General features: G+C 29.5%; 17 protein-coding genes. 12 read left to right on the plus strand and 5 right to left on the minus strand.

The features are described 5' to 3' along the window. Nucleotides 1-233: 233 nt before the first annotated feature. From KO506_RS02635 to KO506_RS02650, 4 genes are all read right to left on the minus strand, one after another. Nucleotides 234-3,152: a glycoside hydrolase family 3 N-terminal domain-containing protein gene (locus tag KO506_RS02635; RefSeq protein WP_215993352.1), complete on the minus strand. Its 2,919-nt coding sequence runs from the start codon at nucleotides 3,150-3,152 to the stop codon at nucleotides 234-236. A 230-nt stretch (nucleotides 3,153-3,382) separates the two neighbouring features. Further along, a complete protein-coding gene (locus KO506_RS02640; RefSeq protein WP_215993353.1) occupies nucleotides 3,383-3,868 on the minus strand; it encodes an ABC transporter ATPase in 486 nt (161 codons plus the stop codon). A 99-nt stretch (nucleotides 3,869-3,967) separates the two neighbouring features. Further along, nucleotides 3,968-4,795, minus strand: a complete 828-nt coding sequence (locus tag KO506_RS02645; protein WP_215993354.1) for a 3'-5' exonuclease — start codon at nucleotides 4,793-4,795, stop codon at nucleotides 3,968-3,970. Between the two features lie 63 nt (nucleotides 4,796-4,858). Then, nucleotides 4,859-5,713 carry a PPK2 family polyphosphate kinase gene (locus KO506_RS02650; RefSeq protein WP_215993745.1) on the minus strand — a complete coding sequence of 285 codons (855 nt, stop codon included), beginning with the start codon at nucleotides 5,711-5,713 and terminating at the stop codon, nucleotides 4,859-4,861. 132 nt (nucleotides 5,714-5,845) lie between these two features. Here KO506_RS02650 and KO506_RS02655 point away from each other — a divergent pair, with 132 nt between their 5' ends. The 10 genes from KO506_RS02655 to KO506_RS02700 all read left to right on the plus strand — a co-directional run bounded on the left by KO506_RS02655 (nucleotide 5,846) and on the right by KO506_RS02700 (nucleotide 13,619). Beyond that, nucleotides 5,846-6,007: a hypothetical protein gene (locus KO506_RS02655; RefSeq protein WP_215993355.1), complete on the plus strand. Its 162-nt coding sequence runs from the start codon at nucleotides 5,846-5,848 to the stop codon at nucleotides 6,005-6,007. Next, entirely contained in the window at nucleotides 6,004-6,771 is a 768-nt protein-coding gene (locus KO506_RS02660) for an SGNH/GDSL hydrolase family protein (protein ID WP_215993356.1), read from the plus strand. Before KO506_RS02655 ends, KO506_RS02660 begins: the two co-directional genes overlap by 4 nt. 3 nt (nucleotides 6,772-6,774) lie before the next feature. After that, a complete protein-coding gene (locus KO506_RS02665) occupies nucleotides 6,775-7,275 on the plus strand; it encodes a cupin domain-containing protein (RefSeq protein ID WP_215993357.1) in 501 nt (166 codons plus the stop codon). A gap of 127 nt (nucleotides 7,276-7,402) precedes the next feature. Next, nucleotides 7,403-8,008 (plus strand): uridine kinase, encoded by a 606-nt coding sequence (udk, locus tag KO506_RS02670; RefSeq protein WP_215993358.1) that lies wholly within the window; start codon nucleotides 7,403-7,405, stop codon nucleotides 8,006-8,008. Further along, the gene (locus KO506_RS02675; protein WP_215993359.1) at nucleotides 8,008-8,328 is read left to right on the plus strand and encodes an FtsB family cell division protein; all 321 of its coding nucleotides are present in this window, start codon (nucleotides 8,008-8,010) and stop codon (nucleotides 8,326-8,328) included. Before udk ends, KO506_RS02675 begins: the two co-directional genes overlap by 1 nt. Next, entirely contained in the window at nucleotides 8,328-9,677 is a 1,350-nt protein-coding gene (locus KO506_RS02680; RefSeq protein ID WP_215993360.1) for a methylmalonyl-CoA mutase subunit beta, read from the plus strand. The genes KO506_RS02675 and KO506_RS02680 overlap by 1 nt, the downstream gene beginning before the upstream one ends. After that, nucleotides 9,670-11,751, plus strand: a complete 2,082-nt coding sequence (gene scpA, locus KO506_RS02685) for a methylmalonyl-CoA mutase (protein ID WP_215993361.1) — start codon at nucleotides 9,670-9,672, stop codon at nucleotides 11,749-11,751. The genes KO506_RS02680 and scpA overlap by 8 nt, the downstream gene beginning before the upstream one ends. A gap of 33 nt (nucleotides 11,752-11,784) precedes the next feature. Beyond that, entirely contained in the window at nucleotides 11,785-11,958 is a 174-nt protein-coding gene (locus KO506_RS02690) for a hypothetical protein (protein ID WP_215993362.1), read from the plus strand. A 72-nt stretch (nucleotides 11,959-12,030) separates the two neighbouring features. After that, the gene (locus KO506_RS02695) at nucleotides 12,031-12,378 is read left to right on the plus strand and encodes a YciI family protein (protein WP_215993363.1); all 348 of its coding nucleotides are present in this window, start codon (nucleotides 12,031-12,033) and stop codon (nucleotides 12,376-12,378) included. After that, a complete protein-coding gene (locus KO506_RS02700) occupies nucleotides 12,378-13,619 on the plus strand; it encodes an RNA polymerase sigma factor (RefSeq protein ID WP_215993364.1) in 1,242 nt (413 codons plus the stop codon). Before KO506_RS02695 ends, KO506_RS02700 begins: the two co-directional genes overlap by 1 nt. Before the next feature lie 22 nt (nucleotides 13,620-13,641). Here the strand turns inward: KO506_RS02700 and KO506_RS02705 are convergent, their stop codons facing one another. Further along, nucleotides 13,642-13,977 carry a hypothetical protein gene (locus KO506_RS02705; protein ID WP_215993365.1) on the minus strand — a complete coding sequence of 112 codons (336 nt, stop codon included), beginning with the start codon at nucleotides 13,975-13,977 and terminating at the stop codon, nucleotides 13,642-13,644. Nucleotides 13,978-14,156: 179 nt separating this feature from the next. Here KO506_RS02705 and KO506_RS02710 point away from each other — a divergent pair, with 179 nt between their 5' ends. Then, nucleotides 14,157-15,674, plus strand: a complete 1,518-nt coding sequence (locus KO506_RS02710; protein ID WP_215993366.1) for a GH3 family domain-containing protein — start codon at nucleotides 14,157-14,159, stop codon at nucleotides 15,672-15,674. Between the two features lie 439 nt (nucleotides 15,675-16,113). Then, a complete protein-coding gene (locus tag KO506_RS02715; RefSeq protein WP_215993367.1) occupies nucleotides 16,114-17,481 on the plus strand; it encodes an NAD-dependent succinate-semialdehyde dehydrogenase in 1,368 nt (455 codons plus the stop codon). Nucleotides 17,482-17,499 lie beyond the last annotated feature (18 nt).

Below are 17,499 nucleotides of genomic sequence, written 5' to 3' on the forward strand. Positions count from 1 at the left end.
GTTTTAGCCAATTTACGAAAGTCCTCGAGGACTTTCTATCTGTGATTTATTTGCTAAATTTAGTGCTTAAAACACGCAACAAACCTTACACAACAACGTTAACGAAACATTAAAAAACACACTATACCCAAAAGCTAACAAACAAGTTTAGCCCAGATTGAACGGCTTGTTTGAGCTCTTTTTTAAGCTTTTTCAGATTAAAAAAAGCGAGTAGTGAAAGCTGGAAATAGCTTCTAATAAATAATTGCGTCTTGAATAATTTGCTGAATTTCTGTACGTATATTTTCTTTTACCAAACCTCTATTATCCATTGTTGGGTAGGTTCTGTTAGATAGAAAAACATACACAATTTCGCTTTCTGGGTCTGCCCAAGTATATGTGCCTGTAAAACCAGAATGCCCAAAACTTTCGTCTGAAACACAACCACAAGTGGCTTTTACATCTGGATTTAATTGTGGTTTATCAAAACCTAAACCTCTACGTACTTTTTTATCTTGATAATAACGATGGTTAAATTTGTCTATAGTTTCTGTGTTTAAATAACGTCTGCCTCCATAAAAACCCTTTTGCAAATACATTTGCATAACTTTAGCAACATCGTTTGCATTGGCAAATAAACCTGCATGACCTGCAACACCACCTAACATTGCTGCTCCCATATCATGCACATTACCTTGTAATAATTGATCTCTAAAATAATCGTCTTTTTCTGAGGGTACAATAACAGATTTATTGAATTTTTTTAGGGGTAAAAAAGTCATTCTATCTGCACCTAAAGAGCTATAAAATTTTTGATTTACTAAAACATCTAAAGAATTGTCGTACTTTTTTTCTAAAGCTTCTTTAAATAAATAATATCCTAAATCGCTGTATTTATACCCTTCTTTTTCTCTTTGATCTACTTCTTTTATGTACTTGTAAATACTGTCTTTGTAAGAACTTGTTATGAATAGATTTTCTGCAACTTTTACGTTATATCTGCCTGTTTTTGTAGCTCTATAAAACTTTGTTGAATTTTTATGTGTTATGCTATCTTTTGTTTTTAGATAAAAAGGAATCCAAGCTGGCAATTTACCATAATGTGATAAAATTTCTTTTACAGAAACTGTTGCTTTGTTGGTTTCTGCAAAACTTGGTAAAATATCTTGAATACTTGCAGATAAAGGGATTTTCTCTTCTTCTTCTGCCTTCATTATTAGTGGTAATGATGCCAAGATTTTAGTAAGAGAAGCTAAGTCGTAAATATCAGAATTTTTGACTTCTATTTTCTTTTGATCTGTATGATAACCAAAACTTTTGTTATAAACTACTTTTCCTTTTCTTGCTACTAAAACTTGAAAACCTGGTGCCATTTTTTTTTCTAATACTGTTTTAGAAATTGTATCTATATAAGCCAGTTTTTTAGATGATAGTTGTGCTGCTTCTGGTATTGTGTACTCTAATCTACCTAAATCGTAAGTATTAATACCTGAGCCTACTTTAAAATTATTACCTATAGAAACTGGTAATTTACCTGTTGCTTTTAAAGCTCCAAAAACAATTTGAGCAGAAATTTCTTGTGCTAATTTACTGTTTTGATAAGACACAATTAAAGACTCTATATTTGTAAAACTTTTTACTTGTAACAAACTATAAGGACTTGTAAAAACGTCTAAAATTACATTTTTTTGTCTTGCAATTTCTTGCAACCAAACCAACTCTTTTTGTTTAAACTTATAAGTTTTCCAAGGATGATCGTTAGATTTATGAAAACCAATAATTACTTGATTGTATGGTTTTAACTTTTTTAATAATCCGTCTAAATTACTATCAGTAATTACATCTACCTTCGTATATTTTTTTAATGTATTTAAAAAATGATACCCTAAACCATCTCCTAATTTTACATAAGCTATTTTCTGATAATCTAAATTTGCTATAGGTATATTTTTTTTGTCGTCTTTAAGTAATGTTATAGAATTCTCTACTAATTCTCTATGTAACAACTCATCTTCTACCCTATTTAAATCTTGGTTTAAATTTTTTAAAACTACAGGTTTATAATTGTGTAAACCCATCCAATATTTGGCTTTTAATATTTTACGAACCGAAAAATTTAAACGTTCTTCTGTTAAGGTTTTTAGTAAAATAGATTGTTTTATTAAACGAGTTGTTGCTGGTACATCTTGTGGAATTAATAACATATCATTACCTGCTTGTATTGCTGCCAAATCTATTTCTGCAGATGTTGCATAATTTGCTGCACCTTTCATATTTAAGCCATCAGTAATAATTAAACCATTAAAACCAAGTTCGTTTTGCAACAGATCTGTAACTACATTTTTAGATAAAGACGTTGGTAGTTTTGAGTTCGACTCTAAACTTGGTATGCTTAAATGTGCTGTCATTACACTACCTACACCTGCATCAAAAACCTTTCTGTAAGGATATAATTCAATAGAATCTAAACGAGCTTTATCAAAATTTAAAACTGGTAAAGTATGGTGAGAATCTGAACCTGTATCTCCATGACCTGGAAAATGTTTTGCATTTGCCATTACTCCTAATTTTTGCATTCCTTGTGTAAAAGCAATTGCTTTATTAGATACGTTTTCTTTGCTTTCACCAAAAGAACGATTACCAATAATAGGATTTTCTGGATTTACATTTATGTCTACAACAGGCGCAAAATTAACATGGATTCCTAATCGTTTACAATGTTCGCCTAAATGTTCGCCAAATTGTTTTACTAAAGAATCGTTTTGAATTGCACCTAAAGTCATATTCCAAGGAAATCTGTAAGTATTTTGCAAACGCATATCTAAACCCCATTCACCATCAAAACCAATCATTAAAGGCAATTTAGATAAGGCTTGATATTTATTATTTAAAACGGCTTGTTTTTCTGGTGTACCTTGCATAAAAATTAAATTACCTACATGATATTTTGTAATCATTTCTGTAATAAAATCTTCGTGTTTTTGATCTAAATTAGAATAAGCTTGCACCATGAATAGTTGACCAATTTTTTCATCAATGGTCATTTTACTCATAATACTATCTACCCAAATATCTTGAGCTTCGAAATCTTTAGTTCTTAATGGATCTATAGTTTGTGCATTTGCTTTAAAAAAGAATGCAATACATAGAATTAAAAATATTTCTTTTTTCATTTAAATACGATCTATTTTTTTGGGCGTTTTAACAGGCTTTCCATTATATCTTTTTTTTGTGATTATAGAAATGTCATTGAGTATTAATAGGCAATCTCTCAATAAAGAAAGAGATTACTTCATTCGTTCCTCATTTCGTAATGACGCTTATTTAAAAATTAAAAAAAAGGATGCCATTTCAATCCTTAACGCAACTTGTTTGGTAGTTTGTTTTCTTTATAAATCAATTGTTATACCAAAAAGCGTTTGTGCCAACTTTCTTTTGCAGGAACCTCCCAATTGTTTTCAAAATCTTCTTTTGTGCTTACCATATTATTAAAAACAATGGTTTCTGAAGTTATTTTCTTTGCTGCAGCAAATTTCTGAAAATCAGACAATTTCACTAAATTAATATGATTATCATCTTTAAAAGTGATGTTCATTTTATTCATTAAATCTAGTTGCAATTCTTTTTCTAATTCTTGCACAAAACGCACAGAACTATCAATAGAACAACCAGAAACATTATTAAAACTTTCATCTACAGCTAAAACCAAAAACTGATTGTATTTAATAGTAAAAGAACCTTTTAAATCATCTCCATGTCTGGTCCAAGCATTAATAAATTCTTCTGCTTTTGTTGCTATAAATTCAACTTCATTATTGCTAAATTCTCTATCTGATTGATAAATCCAAACTCTAGAATTATCTGGTAAATTTTTATATTCTGTAAACATATTTTAAGTCTTTAGATTCTTAGATAGTTAGACTTTTAGATAGTTTAGATTATTCAACTTTTCTAAGAATCCAATAATCTAAGGGGCTAAAAATCCGTTTTATCTTAAATTAAACTTTTGTTGTAAAGCTGTTAATTTTTCTGCGTCTGACATGGTGTTTTTTGGAGCAGACATTCTTTCTTTAATTTGTTTTAAAACCTTTTTTGTGTATAAAGGAAAATCTGCATTCTGAATCCAGTTATGGTAACCAGGGTTTTCTTTTAACACCTCTTCTACAGTTCTACCTTTGTATTTTCCGAAAGAAAAAATCTCTTGATCTTCATCATTCATCAAAATAAAACCAGCAAAATCGGCTCTTTTTCCATGAGTTGAATATTCGCTTAAGTCATCAACTGTATTTCCTATATCATCATATTTATCTAATTGTGCCAATAGAATTTCGTAAGTTGCATTTGTATCTGCTTCTGCTCCATGAGCACCTTCTAATTCTTTGCCACAATAAAATTGATAACCTGCACCTAAGGTTCTTTGTTCTTTTTTATGAAAAATAACTTGCACATCTATGGCTTTTCTATTGTTCATATCAAAATCGATTCCTGCACGCATTAATTCTTCTGCTAACAAGGGAATATCGAATCGATTTGAATTAAAACCAGCCAAATCACAGCCCATAATCATTTTATTTACTTTTTTAGCCAACTCTTTAAAAGTTGGTTCTGTAACAACTTTTTCGTTTGTTATTCCGTGAATATCTGAGGCTTCTTGCGGAATTTCAATTTCTGGATTTACCAACCAAGTTTTACTTTCTTTATTTCCGTTTGGAAATACTTTTAAAATGGAAATCTCTACAATTCTATCATTTCCAATATTTACTCCAGTGGTTTCTAAATCGAAAAATACGATTGGTTTTTCTAGTTTAAGGTTCAAGGTTATTTGTTTAAGGTTAATGTTCTGCTTTGAGTTTAAAAATCAAAGTTTTAAACATTTATATTATTCTTTATTTAATTGTGCTTTAAAATCGTCTATTTGCCCTAATAATTTAGGCGATAATGATGGTTCTGTAAAATTATATTTTTCTAATTCTTCTAATAAAATATTGGCTAAAATTAGTCTGGCTGTTGGTTTGTCATCAGCAGGAATTACAAACCAAGGTGCATTTTCTTTAGATGTTCTGTTTAATAAATCTTCGTAACAAAACATATATTCATCCCACAGTTTTCGTTCTTTTAAATCAGCATCAGAAAATTTCCAATTCTTTTCTTGAATGTTTAACCTTCTTAACAATCTGCTTTTTTGTTCGTCTTTAGATAAGTTTAAAAAGAATTTTAAAACAATAGTTCCATTGGTTGCTAAATGATTTTCAAATTGATTTATTCTTTCCATTCTATCATGATAAAAAGCATCATCTAAATCATCAACACTTTTTACAGTTGGTATATTTTCGCCTAAAATATAGTTTGGGTGTACTCTTGTAACCAACACATTTTCATAATGCGTTCTATTAAAAATACCTATTTTTCCTTTTGCTGGTAATGCAATATAATGTCTCCACATAAAATCATGTTTCAACTCTAATTCTGTAGGTACTTTAAAACTGTGTACTACTACTCCACTTGCATTTACATCTTTAAAAACCTCTCTAATTAAACTATCTTTACCAGAAGTATCCATACCTTGTAAACAAATCAGCAAACCATATTTACCTTCTGCATACATTGCATTCTGTACATCACTTATCTTTTTTCGAATCTTTTTAAGGGCTTTTTTAGCATCTTCATCTACTTCTTTTGTAGATATATCCTTTAAATTTATAGTAGATGTTACTTTATATTTCTCTAAACTCATCATCATTCTAATTAAAATTTAAAGATAGAAAATAACAAACAAATAAAGAGGATTTAACGCTGCTTTTAACAAACTGAATAATAGTTACTTTTTGAGATTAAATTTCTTATTTTCGTATATCAACACTAAAAGATGCCGAAAAAAGGAAAAGCAAAAAATACGGTTAACAAAGCGAAACATACTAAGTTGATGAACAGAAAAATCAACAAAGTAAAGTTAGAGAAAGAGCTTAATAAACAACGTTTAAAAGCCATTATAAAAAAGGCTAATGAACAAAAAAATACAGAATCGTGAGTTTTAAATATTACTTAGGGGCTGTAATTGCTGTTCCGCTTTTGCCAATTTTATATTTTCAAGGAAAAAAAATCCGAAGAAATGTACCCAAACTTCCAGAGGCTAAAAAACCACAAGGTTACATAAAAACAACCTCTGAAAAAACATTAAAAATTTTAACTATTGGAGAAAGTACAATAGCTGGTGTAGGTGTAGATTTTCATGAAAACGGTTTTATAGGTTCTTTAGCCCAGAAAATAGCTAAAGAAACAAACCACTCTATTCTATGGCGAGTTTATGCAAAAAGTGGTTACACAGCTAAAATGGTTCGTAAAAGAATTGTACCAAAAATTGAAGAAACAAATGCAGATCTTATAGTTATTGGTTTAGGTGGTAATGATGCTTTTAAGCTAAACTCACCAGAAACTTGGATGTTTCAAATTAATTTATTGATTAAAACTTTAAAGCGAAAATTCCCAAAAACACCAATCTATTTTACAAATATGCCTCCTATTAAAGAATTCCCTGCTTTTACAAGTGCTATAAAGTTTGTGATTGGGAATTTGGTTGAGATTTTAGGTAAAAGATTGTACAGAAGAGTTCAAAAAAAGAGTAATGTACATTACAATAATGAAATTATAACTTTAGAAAATTGGCAAAAAAAATATAATTTAGATGATGATGTTGGTGTTTTTTTTAGTGATGGAGTTCATCCATCAAAATTAACATATCAGATTTGGGGAAAAGACATGGCACAATTTATCATTGATAGAGAAAAATTTTAAACTATGAATGCAAAAGAAATCATTGATTTTTTTGATTTAAAAGCACATCCTGAAGGTGGATTCTACAAAGAAACTTACAGAAGTAAAGAAATCATTTTATCAGAAAACTTAAGTCATCATTTTAACGGAAATAGAAACTATTGTACAAGTATTTATTTTTTACTAACATCAGATAAATGCTCTGCTTTTCATAAAATTAATCAAGATGAAATTTGGCATTTTTATACAGGAACTACTTTAAAATTACATCAAATTTCTCCTGAAGGTGAATATTCAACAATTTTAATTGGTAATAATTTTTTAAATGGCGAAATTCCTCAATACACAGTCCCAGCACATTATTATTTTGCTGCAGAAATTTTAGCAAAAGATTCATTTGCTTTTGTAGGTTGCACTGTTTCTCCTGGTTTCGATTTTAAAGATTTTGTTTTACCAAGTTCTGCTGAATTATCAAAAAAATTTCCAAAACTCACTCAAATTATAGCGCAATTAACCCATCATTAAAGTCTATTTTTTTACTTTTAACTAGTATGTTTAATTTAAAACATAAAGTATAAAAATTAATAATTTTATAACTTTGTAAAATGTTTATTACTTTCGTGGAGTTAATCAAAACAAATCAAACAAATTTATGTTAATTATTGGAATTGCTGGTGGAACTGGAAGTGGAAAAACTACAGTTGTTAATCAAATAGTAAAAGAAATACCTTCTGATGAAGTTTGTGTAATTTCGCAAGATTCTTATTACAAAGCCACAGATAATTTATCTTATGACGAACGTACTAAAATAAATTTCGATCATCCAAGAGCTATCGATTTCGATTTAATCATAAAACATTTAAAAGAATTAAGAAAAGGAAACACAATTAACCAACCTGTATATTCTTTTATTAGGCATAATAGAACCAAAGAAACAGTAAAAACACATCCTAGAAAAGTTATAATTATTGAAGGTATTTTAATTTTTAATAGCGAAAAATTACGCGATTTGTTCGATATTAAAATCTTTGTACATGCAGAAACAGACGAGCGTTTAATTCGTAGAGTTAGAAGAGATATTTCTGAAAGAGGTAGAGATATTGAAGAAGTTTTAGATCGCTACCAAAACACATTAAAACCTATGCATCAGCAATTTATAGAACCCACCAAGAATTTTGCTGATATTATTATACCTAATGACAGGCACAATACAGTAGCTATAGATATTGTTAGAAGTGTTATAAACGAACGACTATAATGAGTTTTTTTCAGCAATTAAAAAGTAATTCTGTCTTTAAAATTCTTACAAATATTTTTGTAATAATTTTAGTTCCATTTATAATTTGGATGATCTTTTTTGATGAAAACTCCTATTTAGTTCATCGTAAATTTGATAAAGAAATTGATGACTTAGAAAGCACCATTTCTTTTTACGAAGAAAAAATTGCGAAAGACAAAGAAACTATAAAAAAGCTAGAAGATTCTCTTGAATTAGAACGATTTGCAAGAGAAAAATATTTAATGAAAAAAGAAAACGAAGACATATATATTATTGAATTTGATACAATAAACAAGTAATGAGTAATTTTCTTTTTGATGAATTTAACCCAACATCTGCAAAAGCTTGGAAACAAAAAATTCAAGTAGATTTAAAAGGTGCAGACTATAATAACACCTTACTTTGGCATACAGACGAAGGTATTATTGTAAAACCTTTTTACACCAAAGAAGACAGAAATAACACTGCAATAAACTTACCTAAAAAAGGTTTTAATATTTGTCAAACTATTTTTATTGATGATGAAAAAATAGCCAATTCACTTGCTATTGATGCATTACAAAGAGGTGCAAATTCCATTCAATTTAAAGCTTCAAAAACTTTTGATTATAAAACAGTTTTAAATACTATTGATGTAGATAAAACAATCATTTATTTTAAATTTTCTTTTTTAAATGCTGATTTTCAAATTGAATTAGCTAATTTTTGTAGTTCAAAACATACATTTTTTCAAACCGATATTATTGGCAATTTAGCTGAAAAAGGCAATTGGTTTACTAACCTAAAAGAAGACTATAATCAATTAGAAAAAATTGTATCATCTTCAGAAAATTGCATCTCAATTTCTAGTGAATTATATCAAAATTCAGGTGCAACTATTACTCAACAATTAGCATACACTTTAGCGCATGCAAACGAATATTTAAATCATTTTGATGGAGCAATTGCTGATAAAATTCATTTTAATTTTGCAGTGGGTAGCAATTACTTTTTCGAGATTGCAAAACTAAGGGCTTTTCGTATTTTATGGGAATCACTTTTAAATGAGTATGATGTAAAAAATATTAATACTCATGTTTTTACACAACCAAGTTTACGTAATAAAACTTTATATGATTTTAACGTAAATATGCTTAGAACAACATCAGAATGTATGAGTGCAATTTTAGGTGGCTCAAACACAATTTCTAATGTTTCTTATGATGAAATTTACCATAAGTCTAATGAATTTGGAGAACGAATTTCTAGAAACCAACTCTTAATTTTACAACAAGAAAGTTATTTGTCAGAAGCTCAAAATTTTGCTGATGGTGCTTATTATATAGATTCAATCACGAATCAATTAGCACAAAATGCCTTGACACTTTTTAAGCTCATAGAAAAATCTGGCGGATTTTTAAAACAGCTAAAAGCAGGTATCATTCAAAAGAAAATTAGTGAAAGTGCTATAAAAGAAGAAGAAAAATTCAATACAAAAGAAATTGTTTTATTAGGTACAAACTTACAAGTTAATTCTGCTGATAAAATGAAATCAGAATTAGAATTGTATCCTTTTGTAAAACAAAGACATATTAAAACATTAATCACTCCAATTGTTAGAAAACGACTTTCTGAAACAGTTGAAAAACAGCGTTTAGACAATGAGTAGAAAAGATGTTTCAAATATTAAAATTCAAAATTCAGAATTTAGAACTCAAAATGTAGATGAGTATTCTAAAACTTTTGAACACGAAAACTTTATAGCAGGAATTGCACCAAATTTAAGAGGACCTTATTCTACAATGTATGTTCGCAGACCTTGGACAATAAGACAATATGCAGGTTTTTCTACTGCAGAAGAAAGTAATGCATTTTACAGAAGAAATCTAGAAGCAGGTCAAAAAGGATTGTCTGTTGCTTTTGATTTAGCTACACATAGAGGTTACGATTCTGATCACGAACGTGTACAAGGTGATGTTGGTAAAGCAGGAGTTGCCATAGATTCTGTAGAAGATATGAAGGTTTTATTTGATAAAATTCCTTTGGATAAAATGTCGGTTTCAATGACTATGAATGGAGCTGTTTTACCCATTTTAGCTTTCTACATTGTTGCAGCAGAAGAACAAGGTGTAGTTCCAGACTTATTATCAGGTACTATTCAAAATGATATTTTAAAGGAGTTTATGGTAAGAAACACCTACATTTATCCTCCTTCTCCATCTATGAAAATTATTGCGGATATTTTTAAATATACCAGTAAAAATATGCCAAAATTTAATTCAATTTCTATTTCTGGTTATCATATGCAAGAAGCAGGTGCAACTGCAGAAATTGAATTGGCTTACACTTTAGCAGATGGTTTAGAATACATTAAAAAAGGAATTGAAGCAGGTTTAGATATTGATACTTTTGCACCAAGATTATCGTTCTTTTGGGCAATTGGTATGAATCATTTTACAGAAATTGCTAAAATGAGAGCAGCAAGAATGTTGTGGGCTAAGATTGTAAAACAATTTAATCCTAAAAACCCGAGATCCTTAGCTTTAAGAACTCATTGCCAAACTAGTGGTTGGTCTTTAACAGCACAAGATCCTTTTAATAATGTAGCCAGAACAACTATAGAAGCAATGGCTGCTGCTTTTGGTGGTACACAAAGTTTACATACAAATGCTTTGGATGAAGCGATTGCTTTGCCCACAGATTTTTCTGCAAGAATTGCAAGAAACACTCAAATTCATTTGCAACAAGAAACCCAAATTACAAAAACTGTAGATCCTTGGGCTGGAAGTTATCACCTTGAAAAATTAACAGAAGACATTGCCAACAAAGCTTGGGAACTGATTCAGGAAGTAGAAGATTTAGGTGGAATGACCAAAGCCATTGAAAAGGGTATTCCGAAATTACGTATTGAAGAAGCTGCTGCTAAAAAACAAGCAAAAATAGATAGTGGGCAAGATGTTATTGTTGGTGTAAATAAATATCAACTAAAAAAAGAAGATCCTTTACATATTTTAGAAGTTGATAATGAAGCTGTACGTAAATCTCAAATTGATAGGCTAAATCACTTAAAAGCAAAAAGAAATACTATTGAAGTTAAAAAATCTTTAGTAAATTTAACCAATGCAGCAAATTCAAATGAAGGTAACCTTTTAGATTTAGCTGTAAAAGCAGCGAAAAATAGAGCCACATTAGGTGAAATTTCTGATGCTTTAGAAAAAGTTTTTGGCAGACATAAAGCAGTTACTAAAACCATTTCTGGTGTGTATAGCAAAGAAATAAAAGACGATAAATTATTTAAAAAAGCATCTGAATTCGCAGATAGATTTGCAAATTTAGAAGGTAGAAGACCAAGAATCCTAATTGCAAAACTAGGTCAAGATGGTCATGACAGAGGTGCAAAAGTTGTTGCTACTGCTTATGCAGATTTAGGTTTTGATGTTGATATTGGCCCTTTATTTCAAACACCAAAAGAAGCTGCTAAACAAGCTGTAGAAAACGATGTGCACATTTTAGGAATCTCTTCTTTAGCAGCTGGTCATAAAACATTAGTACCTCAAGTAATTGCAGAGTTAAAAAAATATGGCAGAGAAGATATTATGGTTATTGTGGGTGGTGTAATTCCTGCACAAGATTATCAATATTTATTCGATGCTGGAGCTGTAGGTGTTTTTGGCCCTGGAACAAAAATTGCACAAGCTGCTATTGATTTACTAGAAATTTTAATAGATAGTGTAGCTGAATAGTTTAATTTTGTATTTCATTAATATACCTCATCATTGAAAAAAGCACTTTATTATTTTTTAATCATCATAGGTTCTTTTAGTATTTTAGTTGGACTTTTTTCACTAGTAAAAGGTGGAGATTTTAAAGCCTATTTCTATTCTATTTTTATAGGTGTTGTTTTAATAGGAACTACATATTACAATCGTCAACAAAAACAAAAAAAATAATTTTTAAAAAATTGTCCCTTTTATAATTTGGCATACGTCTTATAGATATAATAACAATTTAAAATATATACGATGAAACAATTTATGATGATTTTTATTGGCGCAGATTATGCTGATCTTGGTCTTTCTCCTGAAGAATTACAAACAAGAATGGGTAAATGGTTTGCTTGGAATGATAAGATGCAACAAGCAGGTGTTCTTGTTGGTGGAGAAGCTTTAACACCAGACATTAGAAGAATTGTTGGTAAAAATAGAACAGTAACAGATTTAACATCTACAGAAGTAAAAGAAATTGTTGGTGGCTATTATACTGTAAAAGCCAAAGATTTTGATGCTGTGCAAGAAATTGCACAAGATTTCCCTGATTATGATTTAGGAGGAACTGTAGAAATTAGAGAAATAATGGTTTTTGATAAATAATGGAAAACCAACTCATAGACCATCTTTTCAGATATCACTCAGGAAAGATGGTTTCTGTTTTAACAAGAATCTTTGGATTATCTAATCTAGAAATTGTTGAAGATGCTGTGCAAGACACTTTTATAAAAGCCAGTATTTCTTGGCGTAAACAAGTACCAGAAAACCCAGAAGCTTGGTTAACACAGGCTGCAAAAAATAGAATTCTAGATATTTTTAGAAAATTAAAAACAGAAAAAAACTACCTACCAAATTTCTATCAAGGCGCAAACACTATTGCAATTAACGAACTTTTTTTAGAATCAGAAATTGAAGACGCTCAATTAAGAATGATTTTTACTGCTTGTCATCCGAAGTTAAACGCTAAAGACAGAATTGCTTTTGCTCTAAAAACAGTTTCTGGTTTTAGTAGTAAAGAAATAGCATCAGCTTTACTAACCAAAGAAGAAACTGTAAAAAAACGTTTAATTAGAGCAAGAAAAGCAATTCTAAAAGCAGATTTACAATTTAAAATTCCACAAGGTAAATCACTTAAAAAAAGATTAGAATCTGTTTTAGAGGTTTTATACTTAATTTTTAACGAAGGTTTTCACTCTAATAAAAAAGAACAATTAATTCACAAAGAATTGTGTGGTGAAGCAATGCGTTTGTGCAAAATACTTTTAAAAAATACACACACAAGAACCTCAGAAAGTTATGCTCTATTTGCGTTAATGTGTTTTCATGCTGCACGTTTAGAATCTAAAACAAATACACAAAACCAAATTCTAGATTTAGAGCATCAAGATAGAAGTCTGTGGCATTACCCGTTAATGGAATTAGGGAATTCTATGATGTACAAAGCTGTAGAAAACAATGAGTTTTCTTGCTATCATTATGAAGCTGCAATAGCATCAGAGCATTTAAAAGCAAAAACTTTTAATGCTACAAATTGGGATAAAATTTTATACTGGTATGAATGCTTAAATTCCTTACAACCAATGGCAAATCATTTGCTAACTATGGCAGTAATTTGTATTCAAAAAAAAGATTTACAAAAAGCAGACACTTATTTAAGCAAACTGAATGCTAATGATTTTGAACAACGTAAATATTTATTTTATGGGACAAAATCAGATTTTTATGCTGCTAAAAAAGACTTAAAAAAAGCAATTGCACATATTAATCTAGCCATAGAAACCGTAAATAATCAACTAGAAAAAGAGCATTTAGTAAAGAAGAAAATTAAACTTAATCAGAAATGATTTTCAATACATAAAATCTTTTTTATTTGTTCAGAATATTTTCTGAATCAGATATATTTTCTTCAGGAATCTCATTTATAAATTCTAAAACTCCTGTATCTCCTGCAGGTCCATAAGGTGCTAAAATTGTACCTTTTGTATTTCTATTAGTTTCAATAACGTATAAAATAGACATATCTTCTGGGTTACTCATTCCTTCATATCTATGTTTTGCAACTACCTTAATATCAGTTGAACTAAATTCCGATTTTGTTTCATTTTCAATTAACTTATTTCCTTTTACTCTATAAGAGTTTTTATATCCTTTACTTTCATACTCTTTTATAAAATCCAATTCATTTTTACTCTGATTTTCCATTATATATGTTTTAAAATTTAATCAAAATAAATAAAAAACCACCTAAGAAAGTATCGCAAATGCCATAAATTTTAACTCTAAAATATTAGTGCAAGCTTATTTCTTTTGCATTCATTTTTATATGATTAGAGTTAAACAGTAACTATAATATTGTTGAACTTTGTTAAAAATCAACAACTATGGCAATTTTAGGAAATATTATAAAAGGAGTTATCAACTTAACAGATACACTAACATCAGAAACAAATCATATAGATGCACAAGAAGCTGTTTTAAAAAATCTTTTAGAAACTGCAAAAGACACTCAATTTGGTAAAAAATATAGTTTCGAAACTATTTTATTAAGTGATGATTTAGGTGAATCTTTTGCAGACGTTGTTCCATATTTCGATTACAATAAAATTAATGAAAAATGGTGGAGCAAATTACACGAAGGTGAGGTTGATGTTACTTGGCCAGGAACACCTTCTTACTTTGCACTAAGCTCTGGTACTACTGGTAAAAGCAGCAAAAGAATTCCTGTTACAGATGCAATGATAGATGCAATTCAAAGTTCTGGAATAAAGCAAGTTTTATCTTTAAACAACTTTGATTTACCTGCAGATTTTTTCGAAAAAGAAATTATGATGTTAGGCAGCTCTACAGATTTACAAGAAAAAAACGATCATTTAGAAGGAGAAATTAGCGGAATTAGCGCAAGCAATATCCCTTTTTGGTTTAAAGGATATTATAAACCTGGTGAAGATATTGCAAAGATTGATGATTGGGATAAACGTGTTGCTCACATTGCAAAGAATGCAAAAAATTGGGATATTGGTGCTTTAAGCGGAATTCCTTCTTGGATGGAATTAATGTTACAAGAAGTTATAAAATATCACAATGTTAAAAACATACACGAAATTTGGCCAAACTTACAAGTTTATACTTCTGGTGGAGTTGCTTTTGGTCCGTACGAAAAAAGTTTTAAAGCTCTTTTAGGTAAACCAGTTACAGTTATAGACACCTATTTGGCTTCAGAAGGTTACATTGCCACACAAACCAGACCAGAAACAGATGCAATGCAACTTAATACCGAAAACGGAATTTATTTTGAGTTTGTACCTATGAATCCAGATTATATTAAAGAAGATGGATCCATCAAAAAAAATGCGCCTTCATTAACTTTAAAAGACGTTGAACCTAACAAAGATTATATCTTAATCATTAGTACTGTAAGTGGTGCTTGGCGATATTTAATTGGAGACACCATTGCTTTTACAGATGTAGAAAAAGCAGAAATTAAAATTACAGGTCGTACAAAATTCTTTCTAAACACAGTAGGTTCTCAACTTTCTGTAAATAAAATGGATGATGCAATGAAGCATTTAGAAGAAAAATTCTCTACTAAAATTTCTGAATATACAATCTGTGCAAAAAGATTTGATGATGGCGAATTTTATCATTCTTGGTATTTAGGTACAGAATTAAAAGCTGATGAAAAAGAGGTTGCTAATGCTTTAGATAACTTTTTAAAAGAGGCAAATAAAAATTATAAAGTGGCAAGAAGTAAAGCTCTAAAAGGAGTAAAAGTAAATATTATTGATGTAGAAAAATTCCACAATTGGAGTGACAATAACAAGAAAAAAGGTGGGCAAGTTAAAATGGAACGTGTTATGAAAGAGAAAAAATTTAAAAAATGGGAAAAGTTTGTAAGTTAAACTTTATAAAAATCCTAAGTAACAGAAACCTCTATACAAATTCAGATTATTATAAATTTCATTACCTAATAAAATTTGTACTCAAACAATATATTTCCAATTTAGCAACCATCAAGCTGATAAATCCAATTTTAAACCATAAACCTAAATCACTATATATTTTACTTAACATCGTTTTAACAATACATAAAAAAATCACATAATTAACTTCGGATAAATTTCTAAAAAGGAAAAAGAATAAAGAAAATGAAAGTATATGGCTATATTTTTTCTAGATATGGTTTAAAAATCAAAATCCTGATTTTGTTAAATATGTAGAAAGTTTTGGAGCCAAAGGTTACAAACCAAAGGTTTTCACATTATTGATTTAGCTGTAGATTATTCGCTCAATCATAAATTTTGAATGTATTATTAAAAGAAAAAACAAAACACTAAACTTATGAAAAAAGTAACCACAATAAACCCAGCAACTGAAGAAGAAATTGCAAGTTATAATAGATTAACAACAGATAAAGCACTTAAAAAAGTTGCAAAAGCAAATGAATCGTATCAATCTTGGAAAAAAACTTCTTTTGGAGAACGTTCTAAATTAATGCGAAAACTTGCTGAAATTTTTGATGAAAATAAAGAAGAATATGCACAATTAGCTACCCAAGAAATGGGTAAAATGATTCAACAATCTAGAAGTGAAATTGAAAAATGTGCTTTAGTTTGTAGATATTATGCTGATAATATTCACGAATTGTTAGCTGATGAAATTGTAGAAACTGAAGCTAAAAAAAGTTATATAACCTACCAACCTTTAGGCGTTGTTTTAGCTGTTATGCCTTGGAACTTCCCTTTTTATCAAGTAATTCGTTTTGCTGCTCCAGCTATTATGACAGGGAATACTGGTGTTTTAAAACACGCATCAAATGTACAAGGTTGCGCTTTTGCTTTAGAAGATGCTTTTAAAAAAGCTGGTTTTCCTGAAGGTGTTTTCACCAATTTAAATGTAGAATCTGATGATATTAAAACCATTATAGAAGATAAAAATATTATTGCAGTTACTCTAACTGGTAGTGAACCTGCAGGACGTTCTGTGGCCAAAATAGCTGGAGAAAATTTAAAGAAAACCGTTTTAGAATTAGGTGGTAGTGATGCTTATGTTGTTTTAGAGGATGCTGATTTAGAAAAAGCTACAGATTTGGCAACTTTTGGTCGCTTGCAAAATAATGGGCAAACGTGTATTGCATCCAAACGATTTATTGTTTTAGAAGAAATCTATGATGATTTTCTAAAATTGTTTACCAAAAAAATGAAAGAGGCAAAAATGGATGAGCCAACCAATGAAGATGCTTATTATGGACCAATGGCTAGAATTGATTTAAGAAATGAAATTCATGAGCAAGTAGAAAAAACTATTCAACAAGGAGGTAAATTAATTTTAGGTGGTAAAATTCCTGATCGAAAAGGAGCATATTATCCTGCAACTATTTTAGCAGATTTAAAACCTGGTATGACTGCTTTTGATGAAGAATTGTTTGGTCCTGTTGCTTCTGTAATTAAAGCCAAAGATGAAAATGAAGCCATTGAATTGGCAAACAATTCCACTTATGGATTAGGATCTGGAGTATTAACAGCTAATTCTAAACGTGGAGAAAAAATTGCGTTACAACTTGAGGCTGGTAATAGTTTTGTAAATAAATTAGTAGCTTCTGACCCAAGGTTGCCTTTTGGAGGTATTAAAAATAGTGGTTATGGAAGAGAATTATCCGATTATGGAATTAAAGAATTTGTAAATACAAAATCCATTTGGATTGATTAATTAAAAAATAAAAGCCTT

The organism is Polaribacter vadi (genome assembly GCF_018861005.1).
GTDB lineage: Bacteria > Bacteroidota > Bacteroidia > Flavobacteriales > Flavobacteriaceae > Polaribacter > Polaribacter vadi_A.